The following is a 15,145-nucleotide window of genomic DNA, read 5'->3' as shown; positions in this document are numbered from 1 at the left end:
CCTTTCCATTTAAAAAAAGAGTGTCCGGTATAGGACACTCTTTCGATTTCGTTACGGGAATCTTGGGAACTGGCCAAAGTCCGGATCGCGTTTTTCTTTGAACGAATCGCGTCCTTCTTTTGCTTCATCTGTTGTGTAGTAAAGAAGCGTCGCATCACCTGCAAACTGCTGCAGGCCTGCAAGGCCATCTGTGTCCGCATTCATAGCCGCTTTGATAAAGCGAAGCGCTGTCGGGCTCTTTGAAAGCATTTCTTCCGCCCACTGCACCGTTTCTTCTTCTAATTTTTCAAGTGGTACAACCGTGTTTACAAGACCCATGTCCAACGCTTCCTGCGCATTGTACTGACGGCAAAGAAACCAAATTTCACGCGCTTTTTTATGGCCGACGATGCGTGCCAGGTAGCCTGAACCGTAACCAGCATCAAAGGAGCCGACTTTCGGTCCTGTTTGTCCGAATACAGCATTGTCTGCTGCAATCGTTAAATCACATACAACATGAAGCACGTGGCCGCCGCCGATTGCATAGCCTGCCACCATTGCAATTACCGGTTTTGGAATAACACGGATCAAACGCTGTAAGTCCAGCACGTTTAAGCGTGGAATTTGGTCATCTCCTACGTAGCCGCCATGGCCGCGCACTTTTTGGTCACCGCCGGAGCAGAATGCTTTTCCGCCTTCACCGGCTAAAATAATAACGCCAATTTTAGAATCGTCACGCGCATATGCAAATGCGTCGATCATTTCCGTGACTGTTTTCGGACGAAATGCGTTATGTACTTCGGGACGGTTGATCGTCACTTTGGCAATGCCATTATACGTTTCATACTTAATGTCTTCGTATTCACGTTCTTTTACCCAATTAATTGCCATTTTGTTGTCCTCCTTTTTGATTCAACAAAAACGTCTTTACTATTGTACCAAATTTTTCGCGCTGTTCCACATGAATTGCATGGCCTGCTCCGTCAAATTGAATCCATTCACAGAATGGAAGCCGCTCCTTCATCCGGCAGGCAATACGTGTAAATTTTTCATCCTGCGTTCCTGTAAGGAGCAAAACAGGCATGCTAAGCATTTGAAGCCGGTTCCAATACGATGGCTGGCTGCCGGTTCCCATCAAACGAAGTGACGACGCCAGCCCTTCTGCCGACTGGGCCAGGCGCTCCCTCCGGACCTTCTCTTGAATAGCCGCTGGCAGTTTTTTCTGCGAAGCAAACATTGGAATGTTTTCCCAAAAATCGACGAACGAGGCAATGCCTTCCTGTTCAATTCGTTGAGCCAGTTTTTCATCTGATTGCCGCCTTGCTGCACGCTCTTCTTCACTCTCGAGCCCTGGTGAAGTGCTTTCCAGCACCAAAGACCGGACCGCTTCTGGGTAAAGAAGCGCGAGAGCCAAAGCGAGGCGGCCGCCCATTGAATAACCGATAAGGTGAAAAGAAGAAAAACCGGCGTCATTCATCATCTTTTTAAGAGATTCAGCTTCTGTTTCCAAATCTGCTGCTAAACAGTTCGTTTGTCCATGCCCGGCAAGGTCGGGCATCACAAGCTGAAAGGGAAGATGCTCGTCCAAGCCTTTCCACGTAGAAGAACTTCCCGTAAAACCATGCAGCAATAAAACCGGCTCTCCTTCGCCTTTTACTTGACGAAAAACGGTCATTGAATCACCTGTTTTGCAGCTGCAATCGCTCTTTGCCATAACTCCCGGTGAATCGCTGTGTTTTGGGAACGATCCGTTAATGCTTCTAATATGGTGATTCCGTCCCGTTTCACGGACAGCTCTCTTTGAAGCTCGCCGCTGTTCTCAATTCGAACGTAGTGGCAGCCGTAAAGTGCAGCTGCATGATCAAACTTTAAGCCCGACGGAGTGCCGAACAGCCTTTCAAAATGCTTTCGTTCCCCCGCCTGCGGCAAATAAGAAAAAATGCCGCCGCCATTGTTGTTCATAATTAAAATGGTCATCGACAGACCGTTCATTTTGGCCGCCAGCAAACCATTTACATCGTGAAAAAATGATAAATCTCCCATAACAGCATAAACCTTCTCCCCGCTTGCGGCAATGCCAAGAGCTGTAGAAACAAGTCCGTCTATACCGTTTGCCCCACGATTTCCGTGAAGACGAAGAGTTTGTTCGCCTGAAAATAAAAAGGAATCAAGATCTCGAATCGGCATACTGTTTCCCGCAAAAACAGAAGAGCCGGATGGCACTGCCTCTAAAAACTGCCGAAACAATGAACCTTCATCCATGCCTTCTGCTTTTTTCATCTCCGAGCGGGCTGCTTCATTTACGTTCTGCCATAATGCGTACCATGAAGAGCGGCTTCCTTCCAATCTCTGTATCATTTCATGGCAAAAAGAGGCTTCATCTACATTCACCATATGGGTCGCAATATGGGAAGGATCACGCCATCCTCCGTCTGCGTCTATAATTACATGCACCGCATCCTGCTGACGCTTCATATATTGCATAAGAGATTTTGAGACCGGCAGCGCACCAAACCGAACGATCGCTTCTGGTTTTAACGCGTCTTTCACCTCATCATCACGTAAAAAGGCGTCATAGCTGTCAATCACTGTTTTGTCCGTACGAAGCTGTGAAAGCGGATCGGCTACAACCGGCCAGCCTGTTTTTTCGGAAAGCGAAAGGATCGCTTCTGACATCTCCGGCTTCACAATCTCTCCCGCTACAATAAGACCTTTTTCGACTTTGAGTGCTCCTGCTACATCATCCAGCATAATCGGATCCGGCACCTTTCTGCCAGAAATCAGCCGAACTGGAGCAGGAATTTTGATTCGTTCGAAAATACCATCATAATCAGGTACGAGCGGCTCACGGTAAGGAAAATTTAAATGAACCGGCCCTGCAGGTTCAGCAAGTGATTCAAAAACCGCCCGGGCACCCTGTGTGCGGACGTACTGCAACGCAGATTGATCTGATTCAGGAAGAGCCATTTCCGCAAACCATTTTGCTGTATGACCGTATAAGTGAAGCTGGTCAATCGTCTGCGGAGCGCCAACATCCCGAAGTTCAGGCGGACGGTCTGATGTCAGCACAATAAGCGGAACGCGTGAGATCTTCGCTTCCGCTACTGCCGGCATGTAGTTGGCCGCAGCCGTGCCGGATGTACAAAGAAGCGCAACAGGATTTTGTGTGGCTTTAGCCAGCCCAAGCGCAAAAAAACCCGCCGACCGCTCATCCACTTGAATAAAAGTGCGCAGCCGAGGATGCTCTTCCATTAATAGCGCCATCGGTGTCGAACGGGAGCCGGGGCTGATGACCGCCTCCTTGACTCCCGAACGGACCAGGCTGTCTATAAAATGTGCATTGTATTGTGTCATGTTGTCCTGATGATTATTCATTGCCGCCTCCGATCGCCCGCAGCATCGGCCGCAGCTTCATGTTTGTTTCCTCAAGCTCCATCTCCGCAACAGACTCCGCCACTACCCCACAGCCTGCATATAAAAATGCTTCGTTCTGTACCAGTAATCCAGAGCGAATGGCCACCGCAAACTCACCATTTTTCCGATAATCCATCCAGCCAACCGGCGCTGCATAAAAGCCCCGGTCCATATCCTCCAGTTCACGGATCACACTGAGTGCTTTTTCACTCGGAAGTCCGCCAAGTGCAGGAGTTGGATGAAGTGCCCGAACAAACCGCAGAATAGACTCGTCCTTGTCTGCTCCTCCGATGACCGGCGTATACAGATGCTGAATATCTCTTACTTTCATTACGACCGGCGCATCCGGCACAGCCACGTAATCACACATTGCCTGCATTTCCTCTCGGATCATCTGCACAACATAGTCATGTTCCATCCGGTTTTTATTATCATGCAGCAATGCATCCGCTAATTGCTCATCTTCCTGCTCTGTTGCACCGCGGCCTGTTGAACCGGCAAGGCACGTTGTTAAAACGGTTTGTGCCCGTTTCTTCACAAGCCGTTCAGGAGAAGCACCTAAAAAACAGCTGTCCATTGCTTCAATAGAAAAAACGAAGCTGTCCGGCTGTCCTTCGTCCAAGCGGCGAAGAATGCGGTCTGACGAAATAGTACCGTCAAAAGCAGCGGTTGCTTTGCGGGCCAGTACTACTTTCTTCAGATCGTCATCTGCTTCAATTCGATGAACCGCAGCCTGAACGGACTCCTTCCACGCTTGGGTATCCCCAGCACGAAGTTCCATTAATACCGCTTCTTTTTCGAATGAACGCTTCAAATCTGACAAAATGGCCTGCTTCCGTTCTTCAATTTGATCAAACAACCGGCCTGACTCTACATCTTCGCACATCATATTGACGGTTACATATGTTTCACCGCCATAAACCGTCATCATTAATTCCGGCACATAAAAAAAAGACGGCGCAAAGCGGGACCACTCTTCTCCTTGAGGGCGAAGCGGATCAAATGAAAAACCGCCAAATGCAACGGGCCCTGTCCCGTAAATATCATATGGATTATGGATGGAAGCACGCTTCATCAGGGCATCCCACTGCCCTTCCACATCCTCAAACCGCTCGGCTTTGCTGCTTTGGATCGTCTGTACGCTGCCGAGTCCTGCAATCGTTCTTTCCCCATCACGGTCTTTGAAATAAAACCGTTCTCCTTTGTACCACTCTTTTCCGTTTTCGTAAAAACAGATCGGGTCGCCTTTTTCCACTTTTTCTACATAACTGAATAAAGTTGAACCGTTTATTTCGTTTATAAAATCAACAAAGGCCCCTTTAAGCGGGTGCCCCTTTATCATAGCCAATGAAATCCCTCCATTGTGCCGACCACACAGGGTCAAACTTCTTTGGCCCCTTAAGGCACTAAGACATTGCGGCTTTTAAACCGCGCTTTATGTTTCCTACTTATTATATACCACTTGTGCTACATTTTCATTTCCGAAAAACGATGTTCGATTTTTCGGAAAAAATTCAAGATTAATATCCTATTGAAAAAGGATTGACACTTTTGGTTCCGTTTTCTACACTTGATGAAGGACATTTGTTTATTTGTTCACAATGAAAATTGGGAGAGAAGAAGAATGAATCAAACCCCTTCCGCTGACACTGGCTTTCAAATATGGTGGCAGCTTATGCGGCCTCACACGTTAACAGCTGCGTTTGTTCCTGTTTTTCTTGGAACGGCGCTGGCTCTTGCCCATACAGACCTGCATATTCCGTTGTTTCTAGCAATGTTGATTGCCTCTTTGCTTATTCAGGCAGCAACAAATATGTTTAACGAATACTTTGATTTTAAGCGTGGCCTTGATACAGAAAAATCAATCGGTATCGGAGGCGCTATTGTACGCAACGGTGTTAAGCCGAAAACCGTTCTTTATATGGCTTTCGCTTTTTTTGGCATCGCGCTTTTGCTCGGTCTATACATTTGTACCGCTTCTTCTTGGTGGATCGGCTTAATTGGCATCATTTGTATGGCTGTAGGCTACTTGTACACAGGCGGTCCCCTTCCGATTGCTTATACACCGTTTGGTGAATTGGCATCCGGCGTTTTTATGGGCGGCATTATTATCTATATTTCGTTTTATATTCAAACGGGTTTCCTGTCCACAACAGCGATTTTATTTTCACTTCCTATTATATTGCTTGTTGGCAGCATTAACTTATCCAACAATATTCGTGACCGTGTTGGCGACAGTGAAGCCGGCCGAAAAACAATGGCTATTTTAATTGGTCATGACCGTTCGGTTTTCGTTCTTGCTGCATCTTTTTTCATCGCTTTCTTGTGGGTGATTGTTTTATTATTCACAGATTCAGGTTCCCCTTGGCTGTTTCTTTCATACTTGAGCATTCCAAAAGCCATAAAAGCAGTGAAAGGCTTTAAAGGCAAAGGCGGGGAACCTCCGTTTCAAATGATGCCGGCGATGAAGGCGACCGCCCAGACCAATACGTTTTACGGCTTCCTTCTTGCTTTCGGCTTATGCATCAGCTACCTTTTTTAACCCGATCAAACAATCGGGTTTTTTTCTATGTTAAAACGGCTATAGAGTAGGATATAGATGAAAGGATGAGGCAACTTATGCTTACACAAGAACAGTTAAACGAACTCAAACAAGAATTGCTCCGTCAAAAGGAGCAGCTGACCGGCCGGCTGGAGCAGGATAACGATAACGAGGATGTAGGAGAGCTGTCTTCTTACGACAATCACCCGGCGGATACCGGAACGGAATTGTATGTACGGGAGCGGGATATGGCCATTGATGATCACAGCCGGGATGAGCTGGATAAAGTCGAAGCTGCTCTTGCGGCGATGGAAGATGGCACATACGGCATTTGCAAAGAAAGTGGTGAGGAAATCCCATTTGAGCGTCTTCAGGCAGTCCCAACAACCCTTTATTCTGTAGATCACACACCAGATCAAGAACCTGAAACCGACCGCGTGCCGGAAGACCGTCTCCCCCATCCGGATGACGGCATTGACAGTTTTAGTGATGCAGCAAATTATGGAACTTCCGAGACTCCTGCTGATTTTGTAGAAGACAAAGAGAATTACAACGAACTGTATAAAGAAGACCGTGATGAAGACAATGAAAATCCAGCGACGTAATGTCGCTGGATTTTTTTAAATATGCCAAATGCCTTTTGCGTATTCCTGAATCGTACGGTCGCTGGAAAAAATGCCGGAGCCGCTAATATTGTGGACCATCATTTTACGCCAGCGTTCCGGATCGTTTGTATAAATCCGGCCTGCTTCTTCCTGGGTTTTGCAATAAGACTCAAAATCTTTCAGTACAAAATATTGATCATTTTCTCCAAGAAGAGAATCATAAATGATATTAAACAAGCCTTTATCATCAAGCGTGCCATCCACAAGCTGGTCAAGCGTACGGCGAATGAGCGGGTTATGGTGATAGTAATCCATCGAACGGTAACCGCCTTCTCTATCATACGCCATCACTTCTTCTGCTTTTAAACCGAAGATAAGAATATTCTCAGGACCTGTTTGTTCTAAAATCTCCACATTCGCACCATCGAGCGTGCCAATGGTAATGGCTCCGTTCATCATAAATTTCATATTTCCAGTACCGGATGCTTCCTTGCTTGCAGTAGAGATTTGTTCACTAAGATCTGCTGCCGGAATGATATCTTCCGCCAGGGACACTCGGTAATTTTCCATAAATACAACAGTAAGCAGCCCTTTTGTGGCCGGGTCATTATTCACCAGGTCCGCTACCGAGTGAATCAATTTAATGATTCGTTTCGCATAAAAATAGCCCGGTGATGCTTTTGCACCAAATACAAAAGTGCGCGGCGGAATCTGGTAAGAAGAATCTGCTTTTACCCGGTTATAAAGAGACAGGATATGAAGCACATTTAACAGCTGCCGCTTATAAGCATGAAGACGTTTAACCTGCACATCAAAAATCGACGACGGATCGACCTGAATGCCGTTTTGGTCAAAAATACGCTTAGCTAATATTTCTTTCCGCTTCATTTTTACATCCCACAGCTTTTCCTGAAATGCTGCGTCGTCAGCATAAGGTGCGAGCTTAGAGAGCTCTGCCGCATTTTTGTGAAAACCGTCGCCAATCGTCTCTGTTAACAGGGACGTAAGCTCTGGATTTGCTTTTAACAGCCAGCGGCGGTGGGTAATGCCATTGGTTTTGTTATTAAACTTCTTCGGATAAAACTGATAGAAATCGTTCATTTCACGATTTTTTAAGATTTCCGTATGAAGACGCGCTACTCCGTTCACACTATGACTGCCGGCAATGGCTAAATGAGCCATACGAACTTCCCCGTTAGCGATAACGGCCATTTTTTCAATCCTTGACCAATCACCAGGATATTTTTCCCACAAACCTCTGCAAAAGCGTTCATTAATTTCTTCCACAATCATGAAAATACGCGGCAGGAGTGGTTTAAATAAACGAATCGGCCAGCGTTCCAGCGCTTCCGACAAAGTAGTATGATTCGTATAAGCAAATGTTTTTTCCGTAATATTCCATGATTCTTCCCAAGAAAGCTGATACTCATCAAGCAAAAGACGCATCAATTCTGGTATAGCTAATACCGGATGAGTGTCATTGATATGGATCGCTACATGTTCATGAAGCTCTTTTAATTCCCCGCCAGTGCTGAGAAAGCGGCGTAAAATAGAACGTATGCTCGCGGATACTAGAAAGTATTGCTGCTTTAAGCGCAAAATCTTTCCTTCATCATTGGAATCATCAGGATATAGAAACTCGGAAATAGCTTCCGTTTCCCGTTTGTATTTGAGCACATCATGCATCGGTGTCATGGTAGACATTTCTGCGCTCCATAATCGCAATGTATTAATGGTTTCTCCGCCATAGCCTACAACAGGCATATCATGCGGGACAGCTCGTACGTATTCTGCATCTACATGACGAAACTTCATTGCACCGTCGCGCTCGATCACATCGACACTGCCCCAAAACGGGACATCGACTGATAAATCAGACTTTCGTATCTCCCATACATAACCGTAACGCAGCCAGTTTTCCGGCAGCTCCATTTGAAAACCGTCGACCATTTTTTGTTCAAACAACCCGTGCTTGTACCGAATACCGCATCCATGTCCTGGTAAATTCAAGGAAGCCAGTGAGTCCAGGAAGCAGGCGGCAAGGCGGCCTAAGCCCCCGTTGCCAAGCGCAGCGTCCGGCTCAATCTCCTCCAGCTCATGAAGCGGAATATTTAAATCTGACAGCCACGAATCCAGTTTTTCATACAAACCAAGATTAATTAAATTTTGTCCAAGCAGGCGTCCGAGCAAAAATTCTATGGACAAGTAGTACACCTGCTTGTTGCTTTTTCGATAGCGTTCATTTGTTTCAATCCACTCGCTGCTGATGTATTCGCGAACCATGCTGCTGAGCGTAACAAACTGCTGGGAACGTGTAGAATCTTGAAAGCTGGTGCTATAGGACTGTTCCAAACGTTTTTTAAACGAGTCTTGAAATGCTTGTTTATCAGAAAACATGACTTTCCCTCCTGTTGGATACATCCTCATAGAGCTTCATATATTCCTTAGCAGATTGCGACCAGCTGTAATCCGCCTGCATAGCATGCTCGACAATTTTCGCCCATACTTCAGGCTCTTCATGATAAAAATGCAACGCCCTGCTCACGGTATGCAGCATATCATGGGCATTAAAATTACTGAATGAAAATCCGTTGCCTTCTCCGGTTTCTTCATTGTATGAATGAACAGTATCATTTAACCCCCCTGTTTCACGAACAATAGGCAGCGAACCATACTTCATGGCAATTAACTGGCCAAGACCACAAGGTTCAAACTGGGAAGGCATTAAAAATAAATCAGATCCTGCGTAAATACGATGGGCCAGCTCCTCATTAAATCCAATATAGGAGCGGACTTTTTCCGGATACACCCATTCCATTTCACGGAAAAAGTTTTCAAACTGGGCTTCACCGCTGCCAAGAAGGATAAATTGCACATCTTCCTGCATGATTTCATGAAAAACATGTTGGATGAGCGACAGTCCCTTTTGCTCTGTTAAGCGGGATACAAGACCGATAACTGGAACATCCTCACGAACAGGCAGATGGAAAAACTCTTGAATCCGGCGCTTGTTCTCCGCTTTCCCAGCCATATTTTCAACACTGTAGGGTTCAATCATCTCATTGGTTTCTGGATTATAAATGGAATAATCTATCCCATTTAAAATACCTTTTAAATCACCCTGCCGTTCCTGCAGAACGCCTTCAAGCCGCTCTCCAAAATATGAATTTAAAATTTCATTTCGATATGTCGGGCTCACAGTCGTAATCACATCGGCAGCGACAAGTGCGCCTTTCATAAAGTTAGTATTGCCATTAAACTCAAGCTGGCCCGTTTGATAATGCTGGCTATGTAAGTTTAATAAATCAGTTACAGCTTCAGGCGGAAAAATTCCCTGGAACATTAAATTATGAATGGTGAACACGGTCCGTATTTTTTCATATCCCGGCCGGTGCTGATGCTCAACTTTGAGCATAAATGGAATCATGGCTGTATGCCAATCATGACAGTGAAGGATATTTGGGAAAAAGTCCAAATGACTTAAAGAATCCAAAATCGCTCTTGTAAAATAAGAAAAACGCTCTCCGTCGTCATAATGGCCATACAAGCTGTCCCTTTGGAAATAGTAAAGATTATCTATGAAGTAGTAAGTAACGCCATCCTGCTTCAACTCAAAAATGCCGCAATACTGATTTCTCCATCCAACCGGCACAGTAAAAACAGCGACTTGTTTCATTTCTTGTTGATATTTTTGAGGAATCGTGCCGTATTTCGGCATGATTACCCGTACATCCACTCCCATACTGGCTAATTCTTTAGGAAGGGCCCCTGCCACATCGGCCAGGCCCCCTGATTTAATAAATGGTACACATTCTGAAACAGCAAATAAAACCTTCACGAACTGGTCACCGCACTTTCAACAGATCCTTTTTTAATGACAAGCGGCTTTTCCGGCGTTCCACGCAAAAAAGCCCCATCTTGTACTGATACATCTTTATCAATAATGACGTGCTCCAGCACGCAATTTTCGCCTATCTTACTTTTTTGCATAACGATGCTGTTTTTAACCGTCGAATTTTTGCCGATGGCTACGCCACGAAAAACGATACTATGATTGACTTCCCCGCTGATGATGCAGCCGTTGGCAATCATGGCGTTCGTAACGTGTGAGCCTGCGAGATAATTGGTTGGCGGCTCGTCTTTTACTTTTGTGTAAATAGGCTGAAATTCATTAAACAGCTCGCTCCACTTGTCTTTTTCAAGGAGCTGCATGCTTGTTTGGTAGTAATCGTCCACTGTCTTGATCCGTTGTAGGAAACCTTCAAATTCGTATTGGCATTTTATTAACGAAGAAGATGCATCTTCAACTGCTGCCTGTACAGATTCATATCCTGTTTCATTACGCTGGTCAATTAAGTCAAGCAAGAGCTCTAACGATAGAAGATAAATATAAGTGGATTCACCTTTATGGGTAACTTCCAAAACATCACAATTTTGCTTTATAAACCGGTCCAACACAGGAGCAAAATCCATATTTGCTACTGTCGTGCAGTTTGAAACGATCACATACTTTTGATCACTGCGGTGGAAGTAGTCAAGGTGCTCCGACATGCGGTCCAGCTGCCCTTCTTTTGTTGGTGAAGGAAAGAAAAACAAGCCATCGCGCTTACGATTCAAATCCCAATCTTTCCCTGAACCTAAATGGTCCATTAACGAGCGGTAAGGAGATCTTGGGAAAATTGCCACACTTTGTACTCCTGAATTAACCATATTGGAGAGTACAAAATCAATAAGCCGGTACCGGCCCGCGAAAGGGATCGCTGCGGGGGAGCGGTAAAGGGCAAGATCGCCCATTTCCCCTGGAAGCATAGTTGCATCAATAACACCAAGCATCGATTTTTTCATTAGGCTTCCTCCACTTTCGATTGTTGTTCAGTGTGCTCCATTAAGAATTGTTCAGTCACCAGCAAAATATCATTGGAGTCGTTTCGAATAACTGTATTTTCTGGTATTTCAAGATCACCCATCACGACCGCGCGCTCAATATAGGAACCGCGTCCGATACGGGCATTTGGCATGACTACACACTCTTTCAGTACAGCTTCTTCTTCCACTTCTACCCCCTGGAACATGACTGACTGCTCGATCACCCCGTCAATAATGCAGCCTTCATTTACAAGCGAATGCTGAACTTTCGCCTTTGAGCCGATAATTTGTGGCGGCTGATTCGGATTCACGGAATAAATGCGCCAAGAGTATTCAAATAAGTTTAGATCTTGCTTTTCGTCAAGCAGATCCATATTGGCTTCCCATAAGCTTTTTACTGTGCCGACGTCTTTCCAGTAGCCTTTAAATGGATAAGCAATCAGCTTTAAATTATCCGCCAGCATAGCAGGAATAACGTCTTTTCCAAAGTCATTGGATGAGTCAGGATTGCTTTCGTCCATTTCTAAATATTTTTGGAGAACAGACCATTTAAAAATATATATGCCCATTGAAGCCAAGTTGCTTTCCGGTTTTTCAGGCTTTTCATCAAAACGTGTTACATTAAAGTCCTCATCTGTATTCATAATGCCAAAACGGCTTGCTTCCTCCCATGGCACTTCAATAACAGAGATGGTTACGTCTGCTTGTTTTTCGATATGGTAATCAAGCATTGTATCATAATTCATTTTATAAATATGGTCACCGGATAAAATCAGGACATATTCCGGATCATATTGCTTAATATAATTTAAATTTTGATAAATCGCACTTGCTGTTCCGGAATACCATTTAACTTCAGACGACTCACTATAAGGAGGAAGAACGGTTACCCCGCCGTTTTTACGATCAAGATCCCAAGCACTTCCAATTCCGATGTATGAATTTAAGACAAGCGGCTGATATTGCGTAAGTACACCGACTGTATGAATTCCTGAATTGGCACAATTGGAAAGCGGAAAATCAATGATCCGATATTTTCCGCCGAATGGCACTGCTGGTTTTGCAAGGTTCTCCGTCAATTCTTTTAAACGGCTTCCCTTTCCTCCAGCCAAAAGCATTGCTACACATTTTTGTTTTGCCATGTTAGTTCCTCCCTTTTTCGTCTACGCGGCGCAGATAAACTGCCCCAAATGGCGGTATATTTATTTCTACAAAAGCAGGCTGTCCATGGAACGTGTCTGATACCGTTTCGATAGAACCGTTATTCACCTGGTTTGATCCTCCATACAATGCGCGGTCACTATTTAATATTTCTTCATACTGCCCTGCTTCCGGAACACCTACTTTATAATCACTGTACCCGTATTCACCAAAATTACACACGATGACGATCGGATTTCCCTCTTTGTCTTTTCGTATAAAAGACAAAATGCTTTGTTGGTGATTGTGAACATCAATCCACTCAAAGCCTTCCGGACTGTGATCACGTTCAAACAATGCAGGTTCTGCTTGATAGCAGTGCAGCAGTTCTGTGAAATAACGGTTGAAACTATGATGCATGTCGTAATCGGTTAAATGCCAATCCACTTCTTCCAGATCCTTCCACTCAGAAAAAGGAGCAAGCTCTGTTCCCATAAACAGCAGTTTTTTGCCCGGATGTGCCATCATAAACATCAGCAATAAACGCAGTTGTGCGAACTTTTGCCAGTAGTCACCCGGCATTTTATCAAGCAAGGACTTCTTGCCATGAACGACTTCATCGTGTGAAAAAGGCAAAATATAATTTTCCGAGTAGGCGTACATCAGGGAAAAAGTCATCAAGTGATGTTTTTGAGAGCGCTCGTTCCAGTGTGTTTCCATATATTCAAGCACATCGTTCATCCAGCCCATATTCCACTTATAATTAAAACCTATGCCGCCTTGATGTACGGGAGCGGTTACTTGCGGCCAGTCACTTGAATCTTCTGCAATCATAAGCGCTTGTGGCTTAAATGAAAAAACGGCTTTATTTAATTTTTGCAAAAATGCGACACCGTGTGGGTTTGCTTCTAATCCGTCACGATTAGGCCAGTAAAATATGTTTGATACTGCATCGACACGAAATCCGTCTATGTGGTAATACTCCATCCAAAAAAGAGCATTTGAAATTAAAAAGCTATGTACTTCTGTTTTACTTAAATCGAAATTGGCTGTTCCCCATACATAGTTTTCACGATCCCAGCTGTTTTCATATTCATAACTGAAATTTCCGTCAAAATTATGCAGGCCATGCGCATCTTTACAAAAGTGACCAGGCACCCAGTCTAAAATAACCCCAAGCCCCGCGCGATGGCATTCATCAACAAAGTACATAAAATCTTTTGGCTCTCCATAACGCCGTGTAGTTGCAAAATAACCTGTACTTTGATAACCCCATGAGCGATCAAAAGGATGCTCTGTTATCGGCATAACCTCGATATGAGTAAATCCCTGTTTCTTCACATGTGGAATCAGCATATCAGCCAACTCTCTATATGTGTAAAGGTCATTTTCACCTTTTCCTTTTCTTTTCCACGTACCTAAATGCATTTCATAAATAGCCAGTGGCTCCTCATAAACAGAGGATGATTCCAAGCTGCGCAGCCATTCTTCGTCACGCCATTGATAATGATCAAGCGTTTTCACTACGCCGGCTGTATTTGGACGAAGTTCTGTCATAAACGCAAATGGATCGGTTTTATGCATAACTCTGCCGCTTTGTGCAACAATTTCATACTTGTACAATGATCCTTCCAAATTACGTGGAACTTCTAAAAACCATACTCCCTCAGCAGATACCTGATGCATTTCATACCCTAGTCCATCCCAGCTGTTAAAATCACCAATTACTCGAACCTTTCTTGCATTGGGAGCCCATAAAACGAAGCAGGTTTTTTCGTTTTGAACGTGCGCTCCAAATAGTTTGTAAGCTTTGAAAAGATTTCCCTCATGGAATAAATGGAGGTCAAAATCGCTTGGATAAAATGTTTCTGATGACATGGTCCACACCCTTTATTTTATGTATTCTTGGTGAAGTGAAAAGAGGAAAATGCGGATAACTCCGTATTTATAATTGAATTATTATTTAGTATTCTTTAAAAAAACAGATTTCCCTTCTTTATTTCCATATTTATTTATTATCTTCCCTTATTTTTTAAAAAATAACACGAATCCTCCTGCTAAAATTTTGCAAATAAAAAAAGCACCCGGAAGTTATTTTAACTTCCGGGTGCTTTTCACTTTTGAATGACCCCTACGGGATTCGAACCCGTGTTACCGCCGTGAAAGGGCGGTGTCTTAACCGCTTGACCAAGGGGCCATATGGCGGAGAAGGAGGGATTTGAACCCTCGCGCCGGTTACCCGACCTACACCCTTAGCAGGGGCGCCTCTTCAGCCTCTTGAGTACTTCCCCATATGGCTCCGCAGGCAAGACTCGAACTTGCGACCGATCGGTTAACAGCCGATTGCTCTACCACTGAGCTACTGCGGAATGATGAATAAAATGGGCCTGAATGGACTCGAACCATCGACCTCACGCTTATCAGGCGTGCGCTCTAACCAGCTGAGCTACAGGCCCAAAGCGAACAATATGTATGGAGCGGGTGATGGGAATCGAACCCACGACATCAGCTTGGAAGGCTGAGGTTTTACCATTAAACTACACCCGCATATTGTTAAAATGGTGGCTCAGGACGGAATCGAACCGCCGACACAAGGATT

11 protein-coding genes and 5 tRNA genes are annotated in these 15,145 nt (G+C 44.7%); 2 read left to right on the top strand and 14 right to left on the bottom strand.

Annotation, left to right across the window (positions count from 1 at the left end; all coding sequences use genetic code 11):
• Positions 1-51: 51 nt before the first annotated feature.
• Genes menB through RIN81_RS08965 form a run of 4 tightly spaced genes read right to left on the bottom strand, consistent with a single transcriptional unit; the run spans position 52 to position 4,735 of the window.
• Positions 52-870: a 1,4-dihydroxy-2-naphthoyl-CoA synthase gene (gene menB, locus RIN81_RS08980; protein WP_242233191.1), complete on the bottom strand. Its 819-nt coding sequence runs from the start codon at positions 868-870 to the stop codon at positions 52-54.
• Entirely contained in the window at positions 860-1,654 is a 795-nt protein-coding gene (gene menH, locus RIN81_RS08975; protein WP_309089849.1) for a 2-succinyl-6-hydroxy-2,4-cyclohexadiene-1-carboxylate synthase, read from the bottom strand. Before menH ends, menB begins: the two co-directional genes overlap by 11 nt.
• The gene (menD, locus tag RIN81_RS08970) at positions 1,651-3,354 is read right to left on the bottom strand and encodes a 2-succinyl-5-enolpyruvyl-6-hydroxy-3-cyclohexene-1-carboxylic-acid synthase (RefSeq protein WP_309089433.1); all 1,704 of its coding nucleotides are present in this window, start codon (positions 3,352-3,354) and stop codon (positions 1,651-1,653) included. The genes menH and menD overlap by 4 nt, the downstream gene beginning before the upstream one ends.
• Complete coding sequence (locus tag RIN81_RS08965; protein WP_309089847.1) at positions 3,347-4,735, bottom strand: isochorismate synthase; 1,389 nt, start codon at positions 4,733-4,735, stop codon at positions 3,347-3,349. Before RIN81_RS08965 ends, menD begins: the two co-directional genes overlap by 8 nt.
• Positions 4,736-5,017: 282 nt before the next feature.
• On the opposite strand from RIN81_RS08965, the gene RIN81_RS08960 reads away from it, so the two are divergent.
• Positions 5,018-5,935, top strand: a complete 918-nt coding sequence (locus tag RIN81_RS08960) for a 1,4-dihydroxy-2-naphthoate polyprenyltransferase (RefSeq protein ID WP_309089431.1) — start codon at positions 5,018-5,020, stop codon at positions 5,933-5,935.
• A 77-nt stretch (positions 5,936-6,012) separates the two neighbouring features.
• The gene (locus RIN81_RS08955) at positions 6,013-6,540 is read left to right on the top strand and encodes a TraR/DksA C4-type zinc finger protein (RefSeq protein ID WP_309089429.1); all 528 of its coding nucleotides are present in this window, start codon (positions 6,013-6,015) and stop codon (positions 6,538-6,540) included.
• A 15-nt stretch (positions 6,541-6,555) separates the two neighbouring features.
• Here the strand turns inward: RIN81_RS08955 and RIN81_RS08950 are convergent, their stop codons facing one another.
• The 10 genes from RIN81_RS08950 to RIN81_RS08905 form a co-directional block, all read right to left on the bottom strand.
• Complete coding sequence (locus RIN81_RS08950; protein ID WP_309089427.1) at positions 6,556-8,937, bottom strand: glycogen/starch/alpha-glucan phosphorylase; 2,382 nt, start codon at positions 8,935-8,937, stop codon at positions 6,556-6,558.
• Complete coding sequence (gene glgA / locus RIN81_RS08945) at positions 8,927-10,378, bottom strand: glycogen synthase GlgA (protein WP_309089425.1); 1,452 nt, start codon at positions 10,376-10,378, stop codon at positions 8,927-8,929. Before glgA ends, RIN81_RS08950 begins: the two co-directional genes overlap by 11 nt.
• Positions 10,375-11,385: a GlgC family sugar phosphate nucleotidyltransferase gene (locus RIN81_RS08940; protein ID WP_309089422.1), complete on the bottom strand. Its 1,011-nt coding sequence runs from the start codon at positions 11,383-11,385 to the stop codon at positions 10,375-10,377. The genes glgA and RIN81_RS08940 overlap by 4 nt, the downstream gene beginning before the upstream one ends.
• Positions 11,385-12,548: a glucose-1-phosphate adenylyltransferase gene (locus RIN81_RS08935; protein ID WP_309089420.1), complete on the bottom strand. Its 1,164-nt coding sequence runs from the start codon at positions 12,546-12,548 to the stop codon at positions 11,385-11,387. Before RIN81_RS08935 ends, RIN81_RS08940 begins: the two co-directional genes overlap by 1 nt.
• A 1-nt stretch (position 12,549) precedes the next feature.
• The gene (gene glgB / locus RIN81_RS08930) at positions 12,550-14,424 is read right to left on the bottom strand and encodes a 1,4-alpha-glucan branching protein GlgB (RefSeq protein ID WP_309089418.1); all 1,875 of its coding nucleotides are present in this window, start codon (positions 14,422-14,424) and stop codon (positions 12,550-12,552) included.
• Positions 14,425-14,671: 247 nt separating this feature from the next.
• Positions 14,672-14,743 (bottom strand) — tRNA-Glu (locus RIN81_RS08925).
• A gap of 3 nt (positions 14,744-14,746) precedes the next feature.
• A tRNA-Ser gene (locus RIN81_RS08920) sits at positions 14,747-14,837 on the bottom strand.
• Between the two features lie 3 nt (positions 14,838-14,840).
• Positions 14,841-14,915, bottom strand: a tRNA-Asn gene (locus tag RIN81_RS08915).
• 13 nt (positions 14,916-14,928) lie between these two features.
• Positions 14,929-15,002, bottom strand: a tRNA-Ile gene (locus tag RIN81_RS08910).
• A 17-nt stretch (positions 15,003-15,019) separates the two neighbouring features.
• Positions 15,020-15,093, bottom strand: a tRNA-Gly gene (locus RIN81_RS08905).
• Between the last annotated feature and the right edge of the window lie 52 nt (positions 15,094-15,145).

The organism is Domibacillus sp. (genome assembly GCF_031181085.1).
Lineage (GTDB): Bacteria > Bacillota > Bacilli > Bacillales > Domibacillaceae > Domibacillus.
This window is presented reverse-complemented; position numbering and strand designations above follow the sequence as displayed.

Excerpts from the sequence above, each read along its gene's own strand:
- menB (WP_242233191.1), bottom strand. The coding sequence starts at position 870 with ATGGCAATTAATTGGGTAAAAGAACGTGAATACGAAGACATTAAGTAT.
- menH (WP_309089849.1), bottom strand. The coding sequence starts at position 1,654 with ATGACCGTTTTTCGTCAAGTAAAAGGCGAAGGAGAGCCGGTTTTATTG.
- menD (WP_309089433.1), bottom strand. The coding sequence starts at position 3,354 with ATGAATAATCATCAGGACAACATGACACAATACAATGCACATTTTATA.
- RIN81_RS08965 (WP_309089847.1), bottom strand. The coding sequence starts at position 4,735 with ATGATAAAGGGGCACCCGCTTAAAGGGGCCTTTGTTGATTTTATAAAC.
- RIN81_RS08960 (WP_309089431.1), top strand. The coding sequence starts at position 5,018 with ATGAATCAAACCCCTTCCGCTGACACTGGCTTTCAAATATGGTGGCAG.
- RIN81_RS08955 (WP_309089429.1), top strand. The coding sequence starts at position 6,013 with ATGCTTACACAAGAACAGTTAAACGAACTCAAACAAGAATTGCTCCGT.
- RIN81_RS08950 (WP_309089427.1), bottom strand. The coding sequence starts at position 8,937 with ATGTTTTCTGATAAACAAGCATTTCAAGACTCGTTTAAAAAACGTTTG.
- RIN81_RS08940 (WP_309089422.1), bottom strand. The coding sequence starts at position 11,385 with ATGAAAAAATCGATGCTTGGTGTTATTGATGCAACTATGCTTCCAGGG.
- RIN81_RS08935 (WP_309089420.1), bottom strand. The coding sequence starts at position 12,548 with ATGGCAAAACAAAAATGTGTAGCAATGCTTTTGGCTGGAGGAAAGGGA.
- glgB (WP_309089418.1), bottom strand. The coding sequence starts at position 14,424 with ATGTCATCAGAAACATTTTATCCAAGCGATTTTGACCTCCATTTATTC.